The organism is Bradyrhizobium canariense (assembly GCF_900105125.1).
GTDB lineage: Bacteria > Pseudomonadota > Alphaproteobacteria > Rhizobiales > Xanthobacteraceae > Bradyrhizobium > Bradyrhizobium canariense_A.
On sequence record NZ_LT629750.1, the window covers coordinates 924,501 to 948,171 of the forward strand.

19 protein-coding genes are annotated in these 23,671 nt (G+C 61.0%); 11 read left to right on the forward strand and 8 right to left on the reverse strand.

Annotation, left to right across the window (positions count from 1 at the left end):
• Positions 1 to 125: 125 nt before the first annotated feature.
• Entirely contained in the window at positions 126 to 1,067 is a 942-nt protein-coding gene (locus BLV09_RS04655) for an acetamidase/formamidase family protein (RefSeq protein ID WP_146686466.1), read from the reverse strand.
• A gap of 173 nt (positions 1,068 to 1,240) precedes the next feature.
• On the opposite strand from BLV09_RS04655, the gene BLV09_RS04660 reads away from it, so the two are divergent.
• From BLV09_RS04660 to BLV09_RS38575, 4 genes are all read left to right on the forward strand, one after another.
• Positions 1,241 to 2,038, forward strand: coding sequence for a YdcF family protein (locus tag BLV09_RS04660; RefSeq protein WP_100382186.1), 798 nt, complete (start codon positions 1,241 to 1,243; stop codon positions 2,036 to 2,038).
• Between the two features lie 165 nt (positions 2,039 to 2,203).
• A complete protein-coding gene (locus BLV09_RS04665) occupies positions 2,204 to 2,989 on the forward strand; it encodes a DUF169 domain-containing protein (RefSeq protein WP_100382185.1) in 786 nt (261 codons plus the stop codon).
• Positions 2,990 to 3,030: 41 nt separating this feature from the next.
• Positions 3,031 to 4,209 (forward strand): saccharopine dehydrogenase family protein, encoded by a 1,179-nt coding sequence (locus BLV09_RS04670; RefSeq protein WP_146686467.1) that lies wholly within the window; start codon positions 3,031 to 3,033, stop codon positions 4,207 to 4,209.
• Between the two features lie 86 nt (positions 4,210 to 4,295).
• The gene (locus BLV09_RS38575; protein ID WP_174556525.1) at positions 4,296 to 4,613 is read left to right on the forward strand and encodes a hypothetical protein; all 318 of its coding nucleotides are present in this window, start codon (positions 4,296 to 4,298) and stop codon (positions 4,611 to 4,613) included.
• A 126-nt stretch (positions 4,614 to 4,739) separates the two neighbouring features.
• Here the strand turns inward: BLV09_RS38575 and BLV09_RS04680 are convergent, their stop codons facing one another.
• From BLV09_RS04680 to BLV09_RS04695, 4 genes are all read right to left on the reverse strand, one after another.
• Positions 4,740 to 6,011 carry an O-antigen ligase family protein gene (locus BLV09_RS04680; RefSeq protein WP_167558621.1) on the reverse strand — a complete coding sequence of 424 codons (1,272 nt, stop codon included), beginning with the start codon at positions 6,009 to 6,011 and terminating at the stop codon, positions 4,740 to 4,742.
• Between the two features lie 71 nt (positions 6,012 to 6,082).
• The gene (locus tag BLV09_RS04685; protein WP_100382182.1) at positions 6,083 to 7,630 is read right to left on the reverse strand and encodes an undecaprenyl-phosphate glucose phosphotransferase; all 1,548 of its coding nucleotides are present in this window, start codon (positions 7,628 to 7,630) and stop codon (positions 6,083 to 6,085) included.
• 130 nt (positions 7,631 to 7,760) lie between these two features.
• Positions 7,761 to 8,960, reverse strand: a complete 1,200-nt coding sequence (locus BLV09_RS04690) for a glycosyltransferase family 4 protein (RefSeq protein ID WP_146686469.1) — start codon at positions 8,958 to 8,960, stop codon at positions 7,761 to 7,763.
• Between the two features lie 2 nt (positions 8,961 to 8,962).
• The gene (locus BLV09_RS04695) at positions 8,963 to 9,613 is read right to left on the reverse strand and encodes a polysaccharide biosynthesis/export family protein (protein WP_146686470.1); all 651 of its coding nucleotides are present in this window, start codon (positions 9,611 to 9,613) and stop codon (positions 8,963 to 8,965) included.
• Between the two features lie 195 nt (positions 9,614 to 9,808).
• On the opposite strand from BLV09_RS04695, the gene BLV09_RS04700 reads away from it, so the two are divergent.
• Complete coding sequence (locus tag BLV09_RS04700; RefSeq protein WP_146686471.1) at positions 9,809 to 12,085, forward strand: GumC family protein; 2,277 nt, start codon at positions 9,809 to 9,811, stop codon at positions 12,083 to 12,085.
• A 43-nt stretch (positions 12,086 to 12,128) separates the two neighbouring features.
• Here BLV09_RS04700 and BLV09_RS04705 read toward each other — a convergent pair whose 3' ends face one another.
• Entirely contained in the window at positions 12,129 to 13,319 is a 1,191-nt protein-coding gene (locus tag BLV09_RS04705) for a GNAT family N-acetyltransferase (RefSeq protein ID WP_146686472.1), read from the reverse strand.
• Positions 13,320 to 13,449: 130 nt separating this feature from the next.
• Here BLV09_RS04705 and BLV09_RS04710 point away from each other — a divergent pair, with 130 nt between their 5' ends.
• Positions 13,450 to 14,553 carry a polysaccharide deacetylase family protein gene (locus BLV09_RS04710; RefSeq protein ID WP_174556526.1) on the forward strand — a complete coding sequence of 368 codons (1,104 nt, stop codon included), beginning with the start codon at positions 13,450 to 13,452 and terminating at the stop codon, positions 14,551 to 14,553.
• On the opposite strand, the gene BLV09_RS04715 is transcribed toward BLV09_RS04710, so the two are convergent.
• Positions 14,550 to 14,756 carry a DUF2842 domain-containing protein gene (locus tag BLV09_RS04715; protein ID WP_146690987.1) on the reverse strand — a complete coding sequence of 69 codons (207 nt, stop codon included), beginning with the start codon at positions 14,754 to 14,756 and terminating at the stop codon, positions 14,550 to 14,552. The genes BLV09_RS04710 and BLV09_RS04715 overlap by 4 nt on opposite strands.
• Positions 14,757 to 14,864: 108 nt before the next feature.
• Between BLV09_RS04715 and BLV09_RS04720 the strand changes: the two genes are divergently transcribed.
• Both BLV09_RS04720 and BLV09_RS04725 read left to right on the forward strand, forming a co-directional pair.
• The gene (locus BLV09_RS04720; RefSeq protein ID WP_146686473.1) at positions 14,865 to 15,971 is read left to right on the forward strand and encodes a COX15/CtaA family protein; all 1,107 of its coding nucleotides are present in this window, start codon (positions 14,865 to 14,867) and stop codon (positions 15,969 to 15,971) included.
• Between the two features lie 101 nt (positions 15,972 to 16,072).
• Positions 16,073 to 16,924 carry an FTR1 family iron permease gene (locus BLV09_RS04725; RefSeq protein WP_283806876.1) on the forward strand — a complete coding sequence of 284 codons (852 nt, stop codon included), beginning with the start codon at positions 16,073 to 16,075 and terminating at the stop codon, positions 16,922 to 16,924.
• A gap of 631 nt (positions 16,925 to 17,555) precedes the next feature.
• On the opposite strand, the gene BLV09_RS04730 is transcribed toward BLV09_RS04725, so the two are convergent.
• Positions 17,556 to 17,738: a hypothetical protein gene (locus tag BLV09_RS04730; protein ID WP_146686474.1), complete on the reverse strand. Its 183-nt coding sequence runs from the start codon at positions 17,736 to 17,738 to the stop codon at positions 17,556 to 17,558.
• Positions 17,739 to 18,114: 376 nt separating this feature from the next.
• Between BLV09_RS04730 and BLV09_RS04735 the strand changes: the two genes are divergently transcribed.
• The 3 genes from BLV09_RS04735 to BLV09_RS04745 all read left to right on the forward strand — a co-directional run bounded on the left by BLV09_RS04735 (position 18,115) and on the right by BLV09_RS04745 (position 23,666).
• Positions 18,115 to 20,595, forward strand: coding sequence for an arylsulfatase (locus BLV09_RS04735; protein WP_146686475.1), 2,481 nt, complete (start codon positions 18,115 to 18,117; stop codon positions 20,593 to 20,595).
• Positions 20,596 to 20,720: 125 nt separating this feature from the next.
• Entirely contained in the window at positions 20,721 to 22,142 is a 1,422-nt protein-coding gene (locus BLV09_RS04740; RefSeq protein WP_146686476.1) for a DUF1254 domain-containing protein, read from the forward strand.
• Between the two features lie 15 nt (positions 22,143 to 22,157).
• Positions 22,158 to 23,666 carry a DUF1254 domain-containing protein gene (locus BLV09_RS04745; RefSeq protein ID WP_146686477.1) on the forward strand — a complete coding sequence of 503 codons (1,509 nt, stop codon included), beginning with the start codon at positions 22,158 to 22,160 and terminating at the stop codon, positions 23,664 to 23,666.
• Positions 23,667 to 23,671: the final 5 nt, after the last annotated feature.

The window sequence follows — 23,671 nt, forward strand, 5'->3', positions numbered from 1 at the left end:
GGCCGATGAGGCGCAGCCTCTCGCGTGGCTGTCCCACAGGACTTGGCCACGTATCGCCGACGGCGATTTCCGAAAAAGCGTATCCTCAGATGCGCGGTGGCACAGCCAGGAACGACGCTGGCGCGTCACCCATGGACGACGGACTTCGCGATCATGCAGTGAATGCCCTTGGAGCCGTTCACGGTCTGGGTCACGCGCAGGTCCGCGGCCAGGCTGCACAGGGTGTAGGCGTCCTCGCGCGACAAATTGCGCTTTTCGCCAAGCAACACGATCATGTCGCGGAGCGCCCGCACCACACATTGGTCGAGGTCGGGATCCATCGCCATCGTCATGTAATGCGTCGGTGTCTCGGCGCGGGGGCAGCCGAACCGCAAATCCTTGCGCAGCGTGAACTTGAAACGTCCTCTCAATGCGGTCTCGATCGCGGTGACGCAGACTTCACCGTCGCCCTGGACGCCGTGGCCGTCGCCGCAGGAAAACAGGGCGCCCGGCACGAACACTGGCAGATAGAGTTTGGCGCCCGGCCTTAATTCCTTGTTGTCGAGATTGCCGCCCATGGCGCGCGGGATCAGCGAGGAGATGCGGCCCCAGGCCGGCGGCGGCGCCACGCCCATCACGCCGAAGAACGGCGCCAGCGGCAGATCCAACCCCCACGGCAGACGGCCGACCATCCGTTTCTGGTCGAGCGGAATGTTGAGGAGCCGGGTCTCGTGGAAGTCGTCGGGCAGGGTGCCCGTCAGCGGACGGATCACGTTCCAGCCCCAGTCCTGCCGTAGCGCGATATCGAGGATGTCGATCTCCAGCACATCGCCGGGTTCGGCTTCTTCAATCGCAATCGGGCCGGTCAGGATGTGACCGGGCACCATTCGCTCATTTTTCGCGTGGACCTCGGCAAGTTCGGGCGGCACATGAAAGCGGGCGGGGTCCGGCACCACGTCCGGACCGCCGCTAAGGGTATCGACAGTCACCTCATCGCCGCTTGCGATAGTCAGGACCGGTTTCAGCCTGGCCTCGAAGAAACCCCAGTGACAGGTCTCGGGACTGGAATGCAGGTGATGATGCGTCATGAGGATTTCTCGAGTGGTTTGCTACAACTCTATTCGCCGTTGCCGGGTTTGACTTGGCAATTCGGCGTGTTCTGAACCACGCCCTTCTGAAGTGGGATGGATACGCAGGTCAAGCCCGCGTATGACACCAAGCGCGAATCTCGGCCGAGGTCGATATCCAGGGGACAATTCCATTGTTTTTCGTACTCTCCAAGACCGTGGGCATCATGCTGTTGCCGACCAATTTCCTGCTCGGAGCAGCTCTGGTTGGCGTGATTTTGCTCGCCACGCGATTTGCTTCGCTGGGCCGCAAGCTCATGATGGCTTCAATCGTTGTGCTCGCGATTGCCGGGTTTTCACCGCTTGGAAATTGGTTGCTCTATCCGCTGGAGACTCGATTCCCGCCATGGGATGCCGCGCACGGTGCGCCAGACGGCATTATCATCCTCGGGGGATCGGTCGATGCCGATCTTTCGGCGGCGCATGATACAGCCGTGGTCCGAACCGCGGCCGATCGCATGATCGCTGCGGCCGCACTTGCCCGTCAGTATCCGAACGCCCGCATCATCTTCTCCGGCGGCAGCGGAAATTTGATATCGAACGACGCCAAGGAAGCCGACTATGCTGCCGAGGTGTTTGAAAGTCTCGGTATTCCCAAAGCGCGGCTGATGATGGAGCGGCGCTCGCGCAACACCCAGGAAAACGCCGAGTTCTCCAAAGCAATGGCGGCGCCGAAAAGCGGCGAGCGATGGCTGCTGGTGACGTCGGCGTATCACATGCCACGGTCGGTTGGCCTGTTTCGAAAAGCCGGTTTTGCGGTCGAACCATATCCGGTGGACTGGCGGGTCGGCGGGCGCGCCGATCTCGTTACCTTTTCGAGCATTGCAGACGAGGGGCTCGGACGAACAGACACCGGGCTGCGCGAATGGATCGGACTCGCGGCCTATTGGATCACGGGCAAGATCGACAACGTGTTCCCAGGGCCAGCCTAGAGCCGAGGCTTTAGGCTTTGTTTTGACGCGTTTTCCCCGCGTGAACCGGCCCCCACACTTTGCCTGAAAGCGCTGTGGATGTAGTTGTCGCAACCCCCGGGCAATCGGGTTAGGATTGGGATAACGGGCGTGCGTGCCGGGCCGCGCCAATTTGGGAGTTACGCCATGCAGCAGCAAACGCCGCCGGAACAATTGGATTTGGCCAGCATGGTGGCCGATCTGAACAGCCTGCTTCGTCTGAAGACCACCGTGATCGGCATGAAGATGTTCGCGCACGTCGAGGACATGCTGGCGATCCCGAAGATCCGCCGCCCGACCGCCATCCATACCACCGACCAGATCGTCAGCATGGCCTCGCGGCTGGGCTGGACGGTCGGAATCACCGCGGACGACCTGGTCGGTGCGCAATGCCGTGCCGTGATCGGGCTTGGCCCGCAGGACGAGAAATGGCTCGCCGGCCAGTCCTATGTCGGCGTCTGGCATGGGACGGCGGAGGACGCGCGCAAACGCCAGGAAGCGCTGGACGTGGTGCCCTTCGGTCAATACCAGGCGCTGGCCGTGAGCCCGCTCTCCAGCGGAAGGCTTGATCCGCCGGACATTTGTCTAGTCTATGCGACACCCGGCCAGATGATCATCCTGATCAACGGTCTGCAATATACCGGCTACAAGAAGTTCGAATGGGGCGTGGTCGGGGAGACCGCGTGTGCCGATTCATGGGGGCGGGCGCTCAAGACCGGCGAACCCAGCCTGTCGCTGCCGTGCTTTGCGGAGCGGCGCTATGGGGGCGTGCCGGATGAAGAGATGCTGATGGCGCTGTCGCCTTCGCATCTGGCCAAGGCGATATCAGGCATGAAGGCGCTGGCCAGGAACGGTCTGCGCTATCCAATCGCGCCTTACGGGATTCAAAGCGACGTGCGCGCAGGCATGGGCGTGTCCTACGCCAAAAAGTAGTTGTCTGCGGCAACGAACACCTCACCTCAAGGAAATTGAATATGTCTTCGTCGAAGTTCGACATCATTGTCTATGGCGCCACCGGCTTTACCGGCCAGCTCGTCGCGGAATATCTGGCTGAGCATTATCGGGACGATCGCAATCTGAAATGGGCGATGGCCGGACGCAGCCTCGACAAGCTTGTTTCCGTCCGCGACGCGATCGGTGCGCCGGCCGACATTGCCTTGATCGTCGCCGACGCCGGCAATCCCGCATCGCTGAAAGCGATGGTCGAGCAGACCAAGTCGGTACTGAGCACCGTCGGGCCTTATCAGCTCTATGGCTCCGATCTGGTGGCGGCCTGCGCCGCATCAGGGACTGATTACCTCGATCTCTGCGGCGAGCCGGTCTGGATGCGCCAGATGATCGATGCACATGAGGCGGCGGCGAAAGCGAGCGGCGCCCGCATCGTCTTCTCCTGTGGCTTCGATTCGGTGCCGTTCGAACTCGGCGCGTTCTTCGTGCAGGAAGAGGCCAAACGCATGTTCGGCGCGCCGGCTGTACGCGTCAAGGGCCGCGTGCGCGACATGCGCGGTACGCTCTCCGGCGGCACTGCGGCGAGCGCCAAGGCCACCTTTGATGCGGTCGCCAAGGATCTCAGCCTCGTGGCCATTCTCAACGATCCCTTTGCGCTGACGCCTGGGTTTACCGGTGCAAAACAGCCGCGAGGCAACAAGCCTGCTTATGACGAAGACCTGCAGTCATGGGCAGCGCCGTTCATGATGGCGTTGATCAACACGCGCAATGTCCATCGTTCCAATATGCTGATGGGATTCCCTTATGGCAGGGAGTTCATCTACGACGAGATGGCGCTCACCGGCCCCGGCGAGAAGGGCGAAGCCAACGCCAAGCGCGTGGTGGCCGCGAACAACGAAAAAACCGGCCCTAACGCGCGCAAGCCAGGCGAGGGCCCGTCGAAGGAGGAGCGCGAGAACGGCCTCTATGATCTCCTGTATGTCGCGATCGCACCCGATGGCCGACAGGTCCGCGCGTCAGTGAAGGGCGATCGCGATCCCGGCTATGGTTCGACCTCGAAGATGATCTCGGAATGCGCGATCTGCCTGTTGCGCGACACGCCGGACGTTCCAGCCGGTTTCTGGACGCCGGGCGCGGCTATGCAGCACAAACTGATCAAGCGCCTCGTCGATCACGCCGGGCTGACGTTTGGGGTCGAGAAGTAATCCCCGCTACGCCGCGCGAGGATCGTAGGCGTACATGAAATCCATGCCCTTGGCTGTGACCGGCAGCAGCAATTCAGTATGTGATTGTGGATCCAGGCGCCGGTGGCGCTGAACTCGCGCTTGCTGTTGCCGTTGCGGCGGGCAGTGCCACGATTTTCTCGTGCTCGAAATTCTGGAAGGTCAGGCCAAGTTCCTGTCCGTCCAGCATCAACTGGCCGAGCCGCATTGCGTCCTCTAGCGCCACCGAGACGCGCTGGCCTGCGTGCGGACTGGTGGCCGGCTTCGTGCGCCGCGAGCGCGATGACAATGACCGTCGCAAAGTGTTTATCGCGCTCATTCCAGAGAACATTGCCAAGGTCGGCAAATGCTATGAGCCGGTGCAGCAGGCGATGCTCAAGCTATAGAGCGCTTATTCGGATACGGAACTGCGGCTGCTGCTCCGTTTCGCCGACGAGGGCTACAAGGCCATGCTGGCGGCAACCGAACAGCTCAAGGCGATGATTGAAAAGCAAAGAATAAGGACAAGGCGCTTAAGAAGCCGGCGCGGGCCCTGCGCTGACCGCCGGATCAGACGGGGTCTTGTACCGTTGCGCGGCGACGAACATCCCCCACATCGCCCCCAGCATCATCCAGAAGTGCCGCCAGTGGTCGGTATCGATGATGAAGCTTTCGCCGACGGTGCCGAGGAACGCCGCGAAGATCGCAAGATAGGTGCGTTGCCAGGGCACCCGGACAAAGATGTACCGGAAGCCCGTGATGACCGTGCTGAACACCAGCGCTGGATAGCAGATACCGGAGATCCACCCCCCCGACATGAAAGCGTTCAGGTAAGAGTTGTGGGTGTCCTCGGGGAAATAATTGTGGAACTGCAGCGGCCCAATGCCGAACGGCAGATCGAGCGCCATCTGCGCGCCAAGGATGTGCCGCCCGAACCGGCCGAAGCGGCCTTCGTCATAGCTCTGGTCGAAGCTTGCGCGCTGCCTGAACATTTCGTCGATGGAGCTGAACGACAGCAGCACGGCAAGCAGAACCGCCACGACCAGCACAGCGACAGCAGCTATCACGACGATGCGCGAACGTTGCGTTTGCGACGGGCTGGTCACGATCATCAGCGCCAGCATGAAGGCTGAGGTCAAGATAAGCCCACCCCATGCCGCACGCGAAAACGCCAGCAGGATTGCCAGCGCCATGATTCCGAGCGCGATCGTGTTGCGGAACGATTTTCCGAAGCGGTCGGAGACGACGCTTTGCAGCGCGAATAGAGCGGGCAGGATCAGGAACGCACCCAGCACGTTTGGATCCTTGAAGGTGCCGCGCGCGCGATCATACAGCGTCAGCAGGTCATGTCCGCCGGGGACGAGATTGAAATATCCGGCGATAGCTGCCATGGATGCGACGATGGCGCCGGCGACCACACCGCGGCGGAGCATGTCGAGGCGAACGGCGGTATCTTCGGATACGACCATCGCGAAGAACATTACCGTAAACGCCATATACCAGGAGGTCGCGATCCAGTTGGCGACGGTGGACTCTTCCATGAAGGGAATGGCGCCGATCATGTATCCGACATTGAGCAGGAACAGCAGCAACAACAGCGGCATGAAAACCAGCCGCAGCCGCAACCCCGTCGCAGCGAAAACGACGATCGAGACCAGCGTCGTCAGTTCGTAAGGGCTGGGTTCGATGAAGACGATCGCGCCGGACGCTCCGACCAGCCACACCAGCGCACGCTGCAAGGCAAGGATGCCCGGCGCAGCCGTCACCGATGGAAGTGAGCTATCGGCTGTCGCCGCATACGTCATCACATACTCGCAACACTACGCAACTTGTACACAACGCCTGACCGAACCGTCCCGGAAGGTGCTTGATAACGTCAGTACGCGTTCTCGTTCTTGGTCATCAGCGCCAGCGGCGTCTTGAGAAGAATGTAGAGATCGAACAGCACCGACCAGTTCTCGATGTAGTAGAGATCGAACTCGACGCGCTTCTGGATCTTCTCTTCATTGTCGATCTCGCCGCGCCAGCCGTTGATCTGCGCCCAGCCGGTGATGCCCGGCTTGACGCGGTGGCGGGCGAAATAGCCGTCGACCGCCTCATCGAACAGCTGGCTCTGTACCTTGCCTTGCACGGCGTGGGGGCGCGGACCGACCAGCGAGAGATTGCTCTTGAACACGACGTTGAAGAGTTGCGGCAGCTCGTCGAGGCTGGTCTTGCGGATGAAGCGGCCGACGCGGGTAACGCGGCTGTCGTTCTTGGTCACGACTTTCGAGGCCAGCGGATCGGCCTGGTCATGGTAGAGCGAGCGAAACTTGTAAACGTCGATGCGCTCGTTGTTGAAGCCGAACCGCTTCTGGCGGAACAGCACCGGACCCGGACTGTCGAGTTTGACCGCGAGCGCGACCAGCGCCATGACCGGCGAGGCCAGCAGCAGCACGATGGAGCCGACGATGTGATCGAACAGCCATTTCATCACCAGATCCCAGTCGGTGATCGGAGCTTCGAACACATCGAGGGTCGGTACCTTGCCGAGATAGGAGTAGGCGCGGGGACGAAAGCGCAGCTTGTTGGTGTGAGCGGAAAGCCGGATGTCGACCGGCAGCACCCACAGCTTCTTGAGCATGTCGAGAATCCGCGTCTCCGCCGAAATCGGCAGTGCGAACAACACGAGATCGACGCGGGTGCGGCGGGCGAATTCGACGATGTCGTCGACCTTGCCGAGTTTCTGGGCGCCTGCGCAGGTATCGAGCGCGCGGCTGTCGTTGCGGTCATCGAACACGCCGAGGATATCGATGTCGGAATCGTCCTGAACCCTGAGCGCCTCGACCAGCTTTTCGCCATTTTCATCGGAGCCAACGATGATGGTGCGGCGGTCGAGCCGGCCTTGGCGTGCCCAGCTACGGATCAGTGCGCGCAGGAAAAGGCGATCGGCGATCAGTGCCGCCAAACCGACAAAGAAATAGGCCGAGAGCCAGAGCCGAGATACCTCGCCGTCGAGCTTCGCAAAGAACGATGCGCCAATGAACAGCAGGAACACGAACGTCCAGGATGAAATCATTCGTGTCATCTGCCGGAGCTGACCGCGAAACACCTGCACTTGATAGATGTCGGAAGCCTGAAAGCAGACCACGGCGGTCGCGCTCATGCCAAAAATGGCCGCCACATAGGTCCAGTGAAAGCCGGCGAGAGGCGTCACATACCCGAGATAGAGCGCGACACCGATAATGCTCAGCAATCCAAAATCAGTCAGACGAACCACGCCCGCGATCACGATCGGCGAATAGGCCCGGCGCACCTTCTGGTTGGTGACGGCAATCGCCGCTTGCGAAAGCCGGCGTCGCCGTTCGACGCGGGGTTGATCTGCCGTTGCGGCAGCCGCCGCTGTCGCGGCATTTAACATCGAGCGGGCGTTGATCGGTTCCATTGCCACTGTCGCTTCAGCCGGTTCTTGCACGCGCATCTAGGAATGCGCGCGGGAGGGCGTAACGCCCCGCCTGTCGGCTTAGAGGACAAATCGGAAGAAACAGTTACGTTGGTAAAGAAGAGTTAACGATCTATTGCGGGTCCGGATTTGAGATTCGTTCCAGCCTGCTCTTTTCGGAAAACCGGTTCCCACTTTTCCGGAGCTCCAGAAATGCATCGCGGTAACCCGCCAGAACGCCTTCGACCATCGCCTTCTGCGAGAAATGCAGGAAAATCCGTTCGCGAAGATCTTTTGCGCGCGCCCGCGCAGCGGAGGGGTCTTCAAGCGCGGCCTCGATGGCATCAGCCATGGCGGCGGGGATATTCGGTGCAAACAGCGCGTCGGGGTGCGATCCAAAAATCTCAGGGATGCCGCCGACATTGGCGGCCACCATGGGAACGCCTGCCGCAGCCGCCTCGATCACGACATAGGGCATGGAATCTCCGCGCGACGGGACGACCAGCAACGAGCCCTTCGAAAATCCATACCGCGCCTTGACGTGGCCGATGAAGCGCACCGCGTCGCCGAGACCGAGCCGCTGGATCTGAGCCTTGAGTGCTTCGGTTTCCTCGCCGTCACCGGCCAGCGTCAACGTGACCGGTTTGCCGTCGCTGCGAAGCCGCGCCACCGCGTCGATCAGGAGGTCCGCTCCCTTGATGTGCCTGAATTCTCCGACATAGACGATATCGGTAGCGTCGGCCGCCTTGACGATCGGGTCGAACTCATCGGCCGTCACGCCATTGAACACGCAGCGCACCAGGCCGGCCGGCGTGCCGATCGTGCGCTGATAGGTATCGCGTGCGAACGCGCTTTCGAACAGGAACAGATCGGTCTGGTTCATCAGGGCGCGCTCAAGGCGGCCATAGAGCGCGCCTTTCAGCGTACTCAGCGGGTAATGCAGGGAACCGCCGTGCGGCGTGTAGACCAGGACGGTATCCTTGGACGCCGTCTTCAGGCGAATGAAGGCGCCGGCCTTGGCGCCGTGGCCGTGCAGGACATCCGGCGCCAGTTGCCGGATCAGCCGCATGAAACGCACCCACAGCGTCAAATCCGCGGGATGCGGTTCGCGGTGAATCGCAAAACGATGGACGCCAAGCTTGAGGCGCGGTGCGATCTCGGCCAGCGCGGTATTGGCGCGTTCGCCGCCGGTCAAATTGTCGGCGATAAGGCCGACATGGTGGCCGCGGTCGGCCTGGCCATTGGCAAGATCGAGGATATGGCGGAAGATTCCGCCGACCGGCGTGCGCACGGCGTGCAGGATACGAAGCGGCTGATCTGGAATTCCGGGCATGATCAGAACCAGCGTTCGCTGACGAGGACGGTATCGCCCGGGCTCAGCGGCGTGCCGAGGGGAACCACTGTGCGCATCGGGCCCGAGCCGTCGGTGTGGGTCAGGGTAACCTGATCACGTTTGGCGCGCGGAGAAAAGCCGCCCGCGATGGCAACTGCGCTTTCGATCGTCATGTTCGGCACATAAGGATATTGGCCAGGCGCTGCGACTTCACCCAGAATAAAGAATGGCCGGTAGGAATCGATCTCCACCGCCACAGAAGGGTCGCGGATATAGCCGTTGCGCAGGCGGCCGCTGATTTCGGCAGCCAATCCCGCCGGCGTCCGTCCGCGCGCGGGAACCGAGCCGATCAGCGGCATGGTGATGGAGCCGCCGGAGTCGATCGCATAGGTGTTGGTGAGGCCTTCCTGGCCATAGACCACGACCCGCAACTTGTCGCCGGCATCGAGCCGATAGCCCGCATCGTATCGTGCAGGCGCCGCCGCATAGGCCACAGGGGTGGGGGCAGGGGCCATCGCGTAGCTTCGCCCATAGGGCATCGCGTCGAGATCGCCCTGCGGCTGTATCGTCGCAACCGGCGCCGTCGCGCGCATGCAGCCCGCCAACGCGAGTGCGGACAGCAGGTAGACGATAGCGGCGCGCGCGCCTCGCATTTAGAAAATCCTGAAGGAAATGTTGATTCCGATTAAGGGCTTTCATGGTTAACAAAACATGACCGCGCCTGCCAAGGCCGCAACCACGCTGGAGCCTAATCAGGAGCAGATCGGCCGGGTTAACCCAGCGGCAACCTTAATGGAGTGTAATCGCCCGCGTTCGAGTGGAGTCGTGGCGTTCCGCGGGAGTGTGCGATGCGTTTTGCGTTCTGGCGTGCAGGCAAGGTCAGGGAGTTGGTCCAAAGGGCCGCCCTAAAGCCTGCACCGGCGATCGACAGGCCCGCAGCCAAGGCAGTCGCCGCGCCCATTGCCGGCGATCTGGATTTGCGCGTGCTTGGTCAGGCGCTGGCGCGCAAAAAACGCTGGATCATCGTTCCGACGATGCTGGCCGCGGTTCTCTCGATCGCCGCCGTCAATTTGATTACCCCGCGATACAAGTCCGAAGCGCGTATATTGATTGATGGACGCGAGAACGTGTTCCTGCGGCCCAATGGCGAGCGCACCGAGGAGCGTAACGCGTTTGATGCGGAGGCCGTCACAAGCCAGGTGCAACTGCTGCTGTCCCGCGATCTCGCACGCGAGATCATCAAGAAGAACAAGCTCGCGGAGCTGCCGGAATTCGATCCGGTCCTGCGCGGGATTTCGCCTTTGAAGTCGCTGCTGGCGCTGTTCGGCATTGGCCGCGATCCGTTCTCCCTGACGCCGGAAGAGCGCGTGCTGGACGCTTATTTCGACCGTTACACAGCCTACGCGGTCGACAAATCGCGCGTCGTGGTCATCGAATTCCAGTCGCAGGATCCGGATCTGGCGGCGCGGGTCGCCAATTCGATCGCCGATGGGTATCTGGTGTTGCAGCAGAACGCGCGGCAGGAGCAGGCCAAAGCCGCTAGCCAATGGCTTTCGGGTGAAATCGACAATCTGCGCAAAAAGGTTTCCGATGCGGAATCCCGCACTGAGGATTTTCGCTCCAAATCGAGCCTGTTTGTCGGCACCAACAACACGACGCTCTCGAACCAGCAGTTGGGCGAACTGAATACGCAATTGAACAACGCGCGGGCGCTGAAGTCCGACGCGGAATCAAAGGCGCGGCTGATCCGCGAAATGCTTCAGAGCGGCAGGCCGATCGAGGCTTCAGAGGTGCTCAATTCTGAACTGATCCGCCGGCTGTCCGAACAGCGCGTCACGCTTCGTGGGCAGTTGGCGGAGCAGTCTTCGACCCTGCTGCCGGGCCATCCGCGCATCAAGGAACTGAAAGCCCAGTTGGCGGATCTCGACGGTCAGATTCGAGACGAGGCCAGCAAGATCTCCCGTTCACTCGAGAACGATGCGCGGATCGCCAGTGGTCGCGTCGACAGCCTGAGCGCGAACCTCGACCAATTGAAAAAGCAGGCGACCTCGACCAACGGGCAGGACGTCCAGCTTCGGGCACTTGAGCGGGAAGCCAAGGCGCAGCGCGATCTTCTCGAGAGTTATCTCGCGAAATATCGCGAAGCCAACACCCGTGAGAATATCGACGCTGCGCCCGCGGATGGCCGGATTATTTCCCGCGCCAGCGTTTCCAACGCGCCGGCGTATCCCAAGAAACTGCCGATCGCGCTGATCGCGACGCTGGCGACGTTGATGCTCAGCGCCGGCACGATCGCAACCGGCGAGCTGTTGCGCATGACGGCACCGCGCCTGGTGGCGCCCCGTGTGGAGGCCGTATTTACGCCGCCGCCGTCCGTGGTTGTTGAGCCAGTGGCTGTTGCCGAGACCCATGTTGCCTTCCCGGAGCCGGCTGTTGCGGTGCCCGAACCGGCTGTTGAGATCCCCGAGCCGGCCAAAGAGAGCGCCGAAGCCTGGTCGGACCATCCGAACCAGCCGACCGAGTTCTCCGAAATCGAACAGCTTGCCGAGGAGTTGCGCGACGCCGGCGAAGCGGCGCGCAAGGTCACGATCCTCGGCACCGCGTCGGGCGACAGCATCACGCTGACGGCGCTGACGCTGGCGCGGCTGATGGCACGCAGCGCGAGAGTGGTGGTGGTGGACCTGTCGGCGGCGTCGCTGACCATGGCGGCGGTCTCGGTCGATCCGACGGCGCCGGGGCTCGCGGAATTGATGTTGGGTGAAGCCTCATTTTCGCAAGTGATCACTAGAGATCGATTGTCGCGCGTTCATCTCGTCAGCTCAGGACGTCCGGGTTCGGATCGCACCTTGCTGCAATCGCCGCGTCTCTCGCTTGCGATCGATGCCTTGCTGCGGGTTTACGATCACGTGCTGCTGGATGCCGGCACCGCTTCCGACCTGCCTGCAGAGTTGCTGACGGCGCAGGCGCGTGCGGTAGTGGTTCCGGAAGCATCGATGCCCGCGGATGCGCGCACCCTGATGTGTGATCAGTTGACGGCGGTTGGTTTTTCTGACGTGAAGATGCTGAGCAAACCGGCGCTGCCCTCCGATGCTATCGATCCCGGCCCCCGCGTGGTCGCGGCCTGAGTGCTACAGTAACCGAGACATATCCTGAATAGCGGAAACCGGCTTAGCGAAACGCGCTTCGCAATCTTTGCGCCATATGGAACAGCGCCGGATTGTGCTTCACCATGTGCTTGGCGCGGTTGAGGCCCGACATCGCAGCCGTCGCCAGTTTGCCGCGCAGGCTGAGCGGGACAAAGCAATCGAATATCGGCTCGTCGCTCTTGCAGAATTGGCGTTTGTAATCGTCCGATCCGATCCCGAGATCGAACGCGCGATAGCCGTGTTCGGCATAGTGGTCGATGATGTAACGCAGCAGGATCAAGCCTGGACTGTAACGCGAATTCTCCGACATCGTGTAGGTATTGAACATCATCGAAAAGCGGTCGCCGCCGGCGACGCCGGCGAAGATGGCGATGATCTCTTCGTCGCATTCCAGCGCGTGGACATCGATCGCGCGGCCGCCGCCGGCAACCGGCGTCATGCAGGCGTTGCGGATGAAATCCTCCACGCCAGGTTCGGCGAACACGTTGGGCAATTTTTGTTCCGCCATCCGCAACGGCTTGACGCGAAAGAACCAGTCGAGCAGCCGCTCGATCTCGGCATCGGTGGTGGCGATGTCATAACGATAGCCGGGCAAATTCTGCAGCTTGCGTTCCTTGCCCTTGAGCCGGCGGCGGAACGAATTGCTGATCCGCGTCACAGGCGCTGCGCCGGGCTCCATCGTCATGACAGGGCAATCGTTGACCGAGGCCTGGTGCGGCAGCATCGCCATCGGGTTCGGCAGATCCCGCCAGCGCACCGGCTGCCGCTGGAGCGCCAAAACGTCGATCTCGGATCCGGCTCGCACGCCCGATATCAGCGCGTCGAGATCGAGTGCGGTCGCGCCGGTGACGAACTCCTGGTCCCATAGAGCCATGTTGTAAGTCGTGTGCTTGCCGCCCATAAAACTCGCGGTGCGAACCCCGTGTTCGTGGCCGAGCACCAGCGGCAGCAGCAATAGCGGCCGGTGTTCCGCGTCACGGGCGACAACGATAAAGGGCAGGAGGTTTTCGCGTTCGCCGACCTGGCGCTGCCACTGGCCAAGAAAATCGAACCGCTGATACGGCGTCGAGCAATGCGGCTGTCGTTCGAGGCTGCGCCAGATCGTCTCCACCTGGCCCAGATCGTTGAAAACGTCGATGCCGGCAATGCGGCTTGTTTTCGACCACGCCGTCGCTGTCGCCGGTTGGCTCTGGATCGCGGCCGCAATGGTCATCGAAAAACCTGTCTAAAGGGAAATATTTACATTTTTCGGTTCTGGCCGACCTTTGCAAAGAAATGTCAACAAAGGGTAATGACAATGCTGCAGTGGCGAAGCCGGGTTCGACGCATCGCGGGGCGAAAAATTGCCGTCTGACATCGGTTTTGTGACACGCGCCAGAGTGGAGCTCGCCTATTTCAGCGGTTACGCCACGGCAATGCAGCGGCGTACCGGCGGCGCTGGCGTCATTCTGCGCTTTATGCGCGTGCGTCCGCGCCGCAGCGCCAGCTTTCAGCCTTTGAAATCCCACGACATCACACCCGATTTTCTCGATCGAACGATCCGCGCCTTGAAGCGCTGGAAATTCGATATCGTGTCGATCGATGAGGTGTGCGAGCGGGCGGTCACGCTGGCTTCGCCGCGCAGATTTGTCAGCCTGACCTTCGACGGCGGCTACAAGGACCTGATCACATCGGCCTATCCGGTATTATCACGGCACGGTGTGCCGTTCACGGTCTATGTGCCGACGGCGTTTCCGGACGGGGTGGGCGAGGCGTGGTGGCTCGCGCTTGAAGCGATCATCGCGCGCGAGAATCGCCTCAGCCTGGTGATGGATCGCAAGGAGCTGCATTTCAACATCGCCAACACAGCTGCGAAATATCAGCTCTACGACTTTATCGAGAGCTGGATGCGCTCGTTGCCGCCATCCGACCTGACGCTGGCGGTCAACGATCTCTGCAAACGCTATTCGGTCGATCTCGCGGCACTCTCGCGCGAGGCCTCGATGGATTGGAGCGACCTTGCGAAGCTGGCGGCCGACCCGCTTGTAACCATTGGTGGTGCGACGATGAACTATCCGGTTCTGTCGAACCTGAAGGACGCGGCAGCGCTGCGCGAGATGACAATGGGGATCGCGGTGACGCAGGCTGCGCTGCACCGGGGTCTCAGGCATTTTGCCTATCCGTTCGGCGATAGTGCGGCCTTTCGCCGGCAACACGTTACGATGGCCGCGGAAACGGGCTTCGCCAGCGCGGTGTCGGCGATACCGGGCGTGGTGCAGACGGCGGGCCGGACCAACCTTCACGCGCTTCCGCGTATCGCGTGGGACGGGCGGCTGCGTTCGCTGCGTGCCATGCGCGTGATGCTGTCGGGCAGCATGTTCGCGCATCCGCACACGCCTTCGCCAATCGGAAAAGATGAGATCTCAGGCGAGACGCGACCCAATGCCACCGCGCGAAGCGAAAGCTAGGCGTCCGGCCGCGCCATCCAGCTGATGATCGGCATTGCCGGCAGCACCCAGCCAACCCCCGCAACGACGTAGAAAATCGCTTGCAACAGTCCGGAGTTGGCCAGCCACGGCGTCTGCGCGACCGTCATTCCCAATAGCGACCACACCACCACCAGCATGAGAAGTGCGATGGTTCCAATGAATTTGCGGGTGCGTATCGTCATGACGGAAATGTGCAATTCGTGGCCGGAGCGCGCCTTGCGCGCGGGAGGGGGCGGACTATAAGGGGCGCGCAAATTCATTCAAGCATAGCCTCCCAAGCACAGGCTCCGATGACCGGTATTCCCGCCCAGCAAGCCCCGCAAAATCGCGCTGTCAGATGGTGGCTGTTCTCGGTCGCCGCGCTGATCGCGATCATGGTGCTGGTCGGCGGCGCGACGCGTCTGACCGAATCCGGACTTTCGATTACTGAATGGAAGCCGGTCAGCGGCGCATTGCCGCCGCTCAGCCAGGAGCAATGGAGCCAGGCGTTCGAAGGCTACAAGGCCATTCCGCAATACCGCGAGCTCAACGCCGGAATGAGCCTTTCCGAGTTCAAATCCATCTTCTGGTGGGAATGGAGCCACCGGCTGCTCGGGCGTGTGATCGGCGTGGCTTATCTGCTGCCGTTCCTCTGGTTCCTGTGGCGCGGGTATCTCGACGGCGATTTGAAGCGGCGGCTGTGGGGGATCTTCGGCCTCGGCGCGCTGCAAGGGGTGGTCGGCTGGTGGATGGTCGCCTCCGGTCTCTCAGAGCGCGTGGAAGTCTCGCAATACCGTCTCGCCACCCATCTGGTGCTGGCGCTGCTGATCTTCGCGGCCATCGTCTGGACGCTGCGCCGGTTGGCTGACCGGCCATCATCAGCGTCGACGTCGCGGCTCAAGATCACCAGTGTGATCTTGCTGATTTTGACGTTCGTGCAGCTTTATCTGGGGGCGCTGGTTGCAGGCCTGCGCGCGGGAAAAGTCTACAACACCTGGCCTGATATCGACGGCGGGTTCATTCCCTCATCCGCGCGGTTGTTCTTTGAACAGCCATGGTGGCGCAATCTGTTCGACAACGCGCTCACCGTGCAGTTCGAGCATCGCATGACCGCCTATGCCTTGTTTGCGTTGGCGGTCCTGCACGCCGCCGACGCCATTCGCTCGCGGGCCGATGTCGCGGTGATCCGTGGCGCCGTGTGGCTGGTGGCTGTCATCACGTTGCAGGCGACGCTCGGCATTCTCACGCTGCTCAATCAGGTGCCGATCGATCTCGCGTTGACACATCAGGCCGTTGCGATCGCGGTGCTGACGCTTGCGACGTTTCAGGCCGAACGCCTGGCTGCACGGCAGCCGAAAGAGGCAATGCGGAAATTGGTGGTGCCGCTCGGCCAAGCCAGTTCATTTGAGCGATTCTAATTCTCTGAACCTGCAGGCAAGTGCCCTGTTTTCCGGGCTTTCCGTGTTTCTCATATTCATTGACGAAGTTGTGTGGAACCGCGCGGCTTTACTTGGAGCGTCTGAGCGATAAAACGGGCCCAACACAGGGTTCGGTCATGTCGTCTGCATTCATTCAGGCTGCCGTCATTCTGCTCCGCGAGGGCCTTGAGGCGATGCTGGTGATCGCGGCGCTCGCCGGCTATCTGACCAAAGCCGGCGCCAGCCACCGCATCCAGGCGCTTTACGGCGGCGCACTCGCCGCTATTGGCGCCAGCCTGGTTGCCGCCTGGCTGTTTGCAGTGCTCAATTCGGGCGAGCACAGCGACATCCTCGAGGGCATCATCATTCTCGTCGCCGCAGGCCTGATGCTCTATGTCAGCGGCTGGCTGATGGTGAAGCAGGATCCGCGCGGCTGGCAGGATTATCTGGCGCAGAAGGCCAATAATGCGCTGGCGCAGGATACCGTCTGGGCGGTCGGCGCGCTCGCCTTCCTCGCGGTGTTTCGCGAAGGCGCCGAAACCGTGCTGTTCATCAATGCGCTCGCCACCACCGAAGGCGGCTGGAGCGGCAGCCTGTTCGCGGGGCTCGGCGTTGCCACGATCGCTCTCGCCGTGCTGTTCTATTTCATCAACCTGATCGCGCAGAAGATCCCGCTGCGGCCGCTATTCATCATCACCTCGGCGTTTCTGTTCGCGATGGCGATCAAATTCATCGGCGAAGCCGTTCAGGAATTCCAGGAACAGTCGATGCTGCCGTTCACCGAACTAAAGAGCCTGTCGTGGCTCGATGCGATCGGCTTGAATCCGACGGTCGAGGCGCTGTCCGCGCAGCTTCTGGTAATCGTGTTTGCGCTGGCGACCTATTCGGTATTCCAGCGCAACAGCCGGCTCACCCGAGCCGACAAGGACGCTATCCGCGCGGCTAAGCCCTAAGCCCACTTCGTTTCTCCCGAACAAGGCTTGCTGGCTGGCAATCCGCCGCTGTGTCCATGCTGATGTCAAACAGCGGAGGATATGACTGCGCGATCTCGTGGCGCGAGACGCCCGAGTTGCGGCAGGAAGCGAGTCCCTCTGACAACAGAGGGCGCAGGGAAAGCCGGGCGCGCGATGCACCCGCAGCCTCGCGTGCAAGTGTAGAAAGCACACGAGTTAGTCACCACAGGCTCACCGCAATCGTCCGGCTTTCCCTGCGCGATGGTTTTAACGGTCTACTTCGTGCTCTCCCCGGTGACCGGGCTTTCTTGCCACCGTCATCCCTAAGAAGCTTGCTTCTCAAGAACTTGACGCCAGCGTCGGGGCGTCAGGACCACACGACTTCGCCGTCCGCGACAAGCGCCGATCGTCCGCGCGCCGCTGGCCACTCACGAACTCCTGACGGAGCCGCCCTGCGACCACGCTTGCGCGCCTGACGCTGCCGCGTCCACCGCATCCCGCCCCGCGTTCGTGACGATCGCGATCCGCCCCTCTTGGGGGGTGAGATAACGCGGGCTTATAAGGGTGTTTCTACCAGAGGGGAGAGCAAAAAATTTTGTGAGACGGTCTGGACACCCCAAATCACCTGATATCACGTTGCGGCGCCGAGCGCCCATCCAGGTGTCAGCGGGGCGGCCGCGAGACTGCCGTAGTTGCCTGGAATCCAGAATGAAACGCCGCCCTCGTCGGCGCGCGAGATTTTAGGACAAAGCAGCACAGCCGCAGCCGTAACCACGCTCCCAATTCGGCCGATGTTTGATTCAAATGGTGCCATTGCAAAACTCCACACGGTATTTGCAACCGGCGCCTGACAAAATTCGTCGCGAAACGATGATTTGCTGAATTGGCGCGCCACTTTAGATAGTAGGCCACGAACGTCGCCGAAAATCCGTGGCGAATTTGTAACAACCAAAGACCTGCAGGCCGTTGTGCCGCAGGGGGATGCGACAAACTGCGCACTGTTTCTGTTCGAGACTCGCTAGACGTCCAATCAATTTCAGGTTGACGCATGACGATGTGCGGAAGAACTTAGTTGGGTGAGGGATCAGTAGGAAAGAATTGCTGACCGATTTCGCGCTTTAGCTCGTTGCATAGATCAATGATGCGGCATGCGGAGGCGATCGATACCTCCGCGACCTATGGAGACATCCATGCGTCACAGGAAATGCTTGCTCGAAACCGTAGCGATCGTGGCATTGGTCAGTTGCTGCATCGGTCTTTCGACAAAGGCGCACGCTCAGGGCACACAAGCGCCGGCGAAAGGCGCGACAATTCTGCCGGTACCCGAGCCGCCATTTGAGGGGGTGATTGGGCGCAAGGCGAGTGAATCGAAATCCGACTTCCCGCGAGCAGTGACAGCCCCAAACGGGGCTCCGAATGTCCTGCTGATCATGACCGACGACACAGGGTTTGGGGCGGCCAGCACATTTGGCGGACCCATTCCGACTCCCAGCCTCGATCGAATCTATCAGCAAGGGCTGTGTTACAATCAGTTTCATACGACAGCGCTGTGTTCACCGACAAGATCGGCTCTTCTGACGGGCCGCAATCATCACAGCGTTGGCTTCGGCAACATCTCGGAATTTGCTACCGGGTATCCGGGTTACGACTCGATCATCCCGAAGAGCGCCGGCACGATCGGCAACATTCTCGAGGACAACGGCTACACCACGTCGTGGTTTGGCAAACACCATCTCATTCCCGACTGGCAACAAAGCACGGCCGGACCATTCGACCAATGGGCCGGGGGACTAGGCTTCGAATATTTCTACGGATTCCTCGGCGGCGATACCGACAATTGGCACCCGGCGCTGTTTGAAAACACCACGCCGGTTCTGCCGCCCTTCGGTGACCCAAATTACATTCTCATCCACGACATGACCGATCATGCGATCAACTGGATTCGCACGCAGCACTCAGTTGCCGCCGACAAACCGTTCCTGATGTATTTTGCACCCGGCAATGGCCACGCGCCGCATCACGCAAGCAAGGACTGGATCGCCAAGTTCAAGGGCCAGTTTGATCAAGGCTGGGACAAACAGCGTGAGGCCACGCTAGCGAACCAGAAGCGGCTCGGCATCGTGCCCGCCGACACCGTGTTGACGCCGCGGCCTGTTCAAATACCTGCTTGGGATTCGCTCAGCGACGATCAAAAGAAAGTCTATGCGCGGATGATGGAAGTCTACGCCGCCGCCGTGGCGCAGTCTGACTACGAAATCGGCCGTCTCTTCGACTCACTGGTGCAAGCGGGCCAGCTCGACAACACGCTGGTTATCTACATCGAGGGCGACAACGGTGCGAGTGCCGAAGGCACATTGCAGGGAACGACAAATGAAGTGGGTCTGGGGGCGCCGGAGCCCGAGTCACTCCCGTTCCTTGTTTCGATGATGGATCAGCTCGGCAGCGATCGGACGTACAACCACTACCCTGTCGGCTGGGCTCTTGCCATGGACACTCCGTTCCAGTGGACCAAGCAGGTCGCGTCGCACTTCGGCGGAACGCGAAACGGAATGTGCTTGAGCTGGCCGAACAAAATCAAGGCACATCACGAGATCCGGTCCCAGTTCAGTCATGTCATCGACATCGTGCCGACGATCCTGGAGGCGGTCGGCGTGCAGGCGCCCCTGATCCTCAACGGTACAACCCAAAAGCCGCTGCAAGGCGTCAGCATGGTTTACACATTCGACGACGCCAAAGCTCCGACGCGGCACAACACTCAGTATTTCGAGATCGCGGCAAACCGCGGGCTCTACAAGGACGGCTGGATGGCAAGCACCACGCCGTTGCGATTGCCATGGCAGGTGACGGGGGTAGAACCCGACCCGGACGACTTTCCGTGGGAGCTTTACAATGTGGCGCAGGATTTCAGCCAATCCAGGAATCTCGCAACGGAGAATCCAAAGAAGCTGCAAGAGCTGGAGCAGCTCTTTCTGATAGAAGCGGTCAAATACAATGTGTTGCCGATCGATTCCAGTTTTGCCGATCGAGCCAACCCTGCAATCCGTCCCAACCTCAACCGCGGGCGAACGCACTTTACATACTATCCGGGCATGATCCGCATTCCCGAAGCGAGCGCTCCGGACATCAAAAACAAGTCGTTCCGCATCACCGCGGATGTAGACGTTCCGCAAGCCGGCGCGGACGGTGTTCTCATGACCCAGGGCGGACGGTTCGGTGGCTGGGGGTTGTTGGTGCTCGATCGCAAGCCGATGTTCGCTTACGCCTTCTCCAATCAGGACGGCGACAAATATCCGTACCAGAAGAAATACAAATTCCGGATCAAGACAACCGAACCGCTTGCGCCGGGCAAACACGCCATCGTCTTCGACTTCGCCTACGACGGCGGTGGTATTGGCAAGGGCGGGAAGGGAACGCTGACGGTCGACGGCAGAAAGGTTGGCGAGGGACGCATTGAGCTGACTCAGTCGCTCCGCTTCTCTCTCGACGAGAGTTTCGACGTTGGCCAGGACACCGGATCGCCTGTTATCGACGAGTATGACGACAAGATGCCGTTCAAGTTCAGTGGCACGCTCAACAAGCTGGACGTCGATCTCGGCGCCGATCAGCTCACGCCCCAGAAACAGGGCGAGCTTGAACGGCTAAAGCGGGACTTTGCATTTCGGAACCAATGAGAGGACCGCTCCCTCGTTCGCATTGAAGCGGGCCGATGTGGGGGTGGAACAAGCGAGTACGACGAACGAGACTAAGCGCGACAAGACGCTGATCAGTCCATTCAATGTGACGGGAGGAGGCGGAAATGTTCAAGTCCACGACTCTTCTTGGCAACCTCGGAACTTTGCTGGCGATTGTCAGGACCGCATCCGCGCAGGCTCAAACTCTCTCCGCTCAAGACATCGCACGCCGCATGATTGAGCGGCACGCGGTCGAAGCCGTCATCTGGGGCATGCCGGCGGTCAACACCGATCTCATGTATCAGGCGATGCTCAAGCTCGGCGGCAAGCCCAACCAGATCGTCTACTGGTCGGGCTTGCTCGATTGGCGGAACCAGACGCTGACGCCGAATCCTGATGTCATCTACCTGATGGCCTTCTTCAGCACGAAGGACGGGCCTGTCGTGATCGAGATTCCGCCGGCCGGCGATGGCGTCATCAACGGCAGCATCATGGATCCCTGGCAGACGGCATTGGAGGATGTGGGGCCGGCCGGTGTCGACAAGGGCGCGGGCGGCAAATATCTGATTACGCCGCCGGGCTATCAGGGAGCTGCGCCCGGTGGCTATATCGTTCTGCCCTGCGCCAATTATCAGGGCTATGCGTTACTGCGTTCGATCCTGAAGAGCGGCGGCGAGGCCGACGTCAAGGCCGCTGTCGCCTACGGCAGGCGGATCAGGATCTATCCCCTGAGCCAGGCGGCCAATCCGCCGGAGACCGTGTTCGTCGATGCCATCGGCACGATCTACGATTCCACGATCCCGTACGACATCAGCTTTTTCCAATCGCTCGATCGCTTTGTGCAGCGGGAGCCTTGGCTCACCCGCGACAAGGCGATGATCGATCCGTTGAAGGGAATCGGCATCGAGAAGGACAAGCCGTTTAATCCTGACGAAGCAACGAAGGGCCTTTTGAATGCGGCGGCAGGTGAGGCGCATGCCTGGCTGAATCTGCAATACGAAACCATGTTCTCGCCCTATTACGAAGGGCGCAGGTGGGTGTTTCCGATAGCGCCGGAGGTTATCAACGGTCTGCAGACCCAGTTTGCGGATCCGGACAGCTACCCCGTTGAGGGCCGCGGCGTCACCTACACGATGGCGTTCTTTAGCACCAAGCATTCCGGGGTCGGCCAGTTCTATCTGATGACGATCAAGGACAAGGACGGACAGAGCTTCGTTGGCGCGAACACCTATCGTCTGACCGTGCCCGCGAACGCGCCGGTGAGGCAATACTGGTCGGCGACAGTTTATGACCGCGCGACGCATGCCCTCATTCGCGAGATGCCGCGCGCGGGGCGCTCATCGCAAAGTTCGGGGTTGCAGGCAAATGCGGACGGTTCGGTTGATATCTGGTTCGGACCGAAGGCGCCGGCGGGCAAGGAGAACAACTGGGCGCCGACCAGCGCGAACGGGCAATTCGAGGTGTTGTTTCGCTTCTACGGTCCAGAGAAACCGGTGTTCGACAAGACCTGGCAGCTGCCCGACATCGAACGGATCGCTGCGCAGTGATCTAAGGAGGGTGCGATGAAACCCAGTCGTCGGGAAACAATCGCGGTATTGGCAGGCGCCGGTTCTGCTGCGCTTTCGGCCGCCGGCATGACCGCCCCTACCCATGCTCAGGAAGCAAAGCCGGGAGAACGTGTGGCGACGAAAAGCTCGGACGAAACGCAAAACATCGAGACGCGCATCGGCAGGCTCGAGTTCACGCACGACTTTGCCAACGGCTATCCGACCGACGCGACGATCGACAAGCTTTACGACGAGCGCGATTTTCAGCGCGCCTGTCAGGCCTATCTCTGGTCTCTTCCGGCAGTCTCGTTTGCGTCGTGGCAGCGCGGTGTGACGAAGGGCCTCGGTGCAAAGAACGGACAGATCGTCGCGATCCTGTCGATCGAGGCCAGACGCGGAATCCTGACCGCCAATGCCACGACACCGTACTATCTAGGGTTCGCCGACCTCTCAACAGGGCCGCTGGTCATGGTGATTCCGCCGCGCGGCGTGCAAGGCGGGATCAGTGACGCCTGGCAACAGACTATTCCGGGTACCGAATCGCCAGGCACATACCTTGTGTTGGCGCCAGGGCAGAAGGCTCCAGACGATGTCGTTGGCTACACTGTGCGCAACTCGGCCACCCTCAACATCTTTCTCGGTGCGCGACTGACTGACACCGATCCGGAGAAAGCAAAGGAGGCGCTGGCGAACCTGCGGATGTATCCGTACGCGCAACGTGACAATCCGCCGAAGATGGAGATCTTCGATGCGGGTACCAAGGCATGGAGCGGCCTGCCGCCACGCGGGATGGAATACTGGCAGCGGCTCGATGAAGTCATCCAGGCCGAACCGATCGAGCCGCGCGACATCTTCTTCCATGCGATGTTGCGGCCGCTCGGCCTGGAAAAGGGCGAGCCTTTCAGGCCGGACACGCGACAAACCAAGATACTGACCGATGCCGCGCTGGTCGGCGAGGCTATGGCAAAGGCCAACTCGGCGGACCGCCGCTTCAAGGGCGACACGTACCGATCCGACGCGCATTGGGACTTTGCGCTGTTGCTCGACGCCGACGATCCCGACGGCTTCTGGAATCTGCTCGACGAGCGCGCGTCCTGGTTCTACGAGGCCGTGGGCGCAGGCGCGGCGATGGCGCCGAAGCGGCCCGGGCCTTCTTCCGCCTATCTCAGCGCGTACAAGGACAGGGCCGGGGAATGGCTGGATGGTGGCAGGTCATACCGCCTGCGTGTTCCGCCCAATGCACCGATCAAGCTGTTCTGGTCAGTCACCCTCTACGACGTTGGTACGCGTGCGCTGATCCTGAACCAGCAGAACATTGCCGATCGCTCCTCGCGCATGGACCTGCGGAAGAATGGGGATGGTTCGGTGGACATCTATTGCGGACCGAAGGCGCCAGCCGGCTTTGAGAAGAATTGGATCCCGACCGTCGCCGGCAAGAACTGGTTTGCATATTTCCGATTCTACCAGCCGACCGAGGCCTACTTCGATCGCTCCTGGCCATTGCCGGACTTCGAGCAGGTCTAGATCGA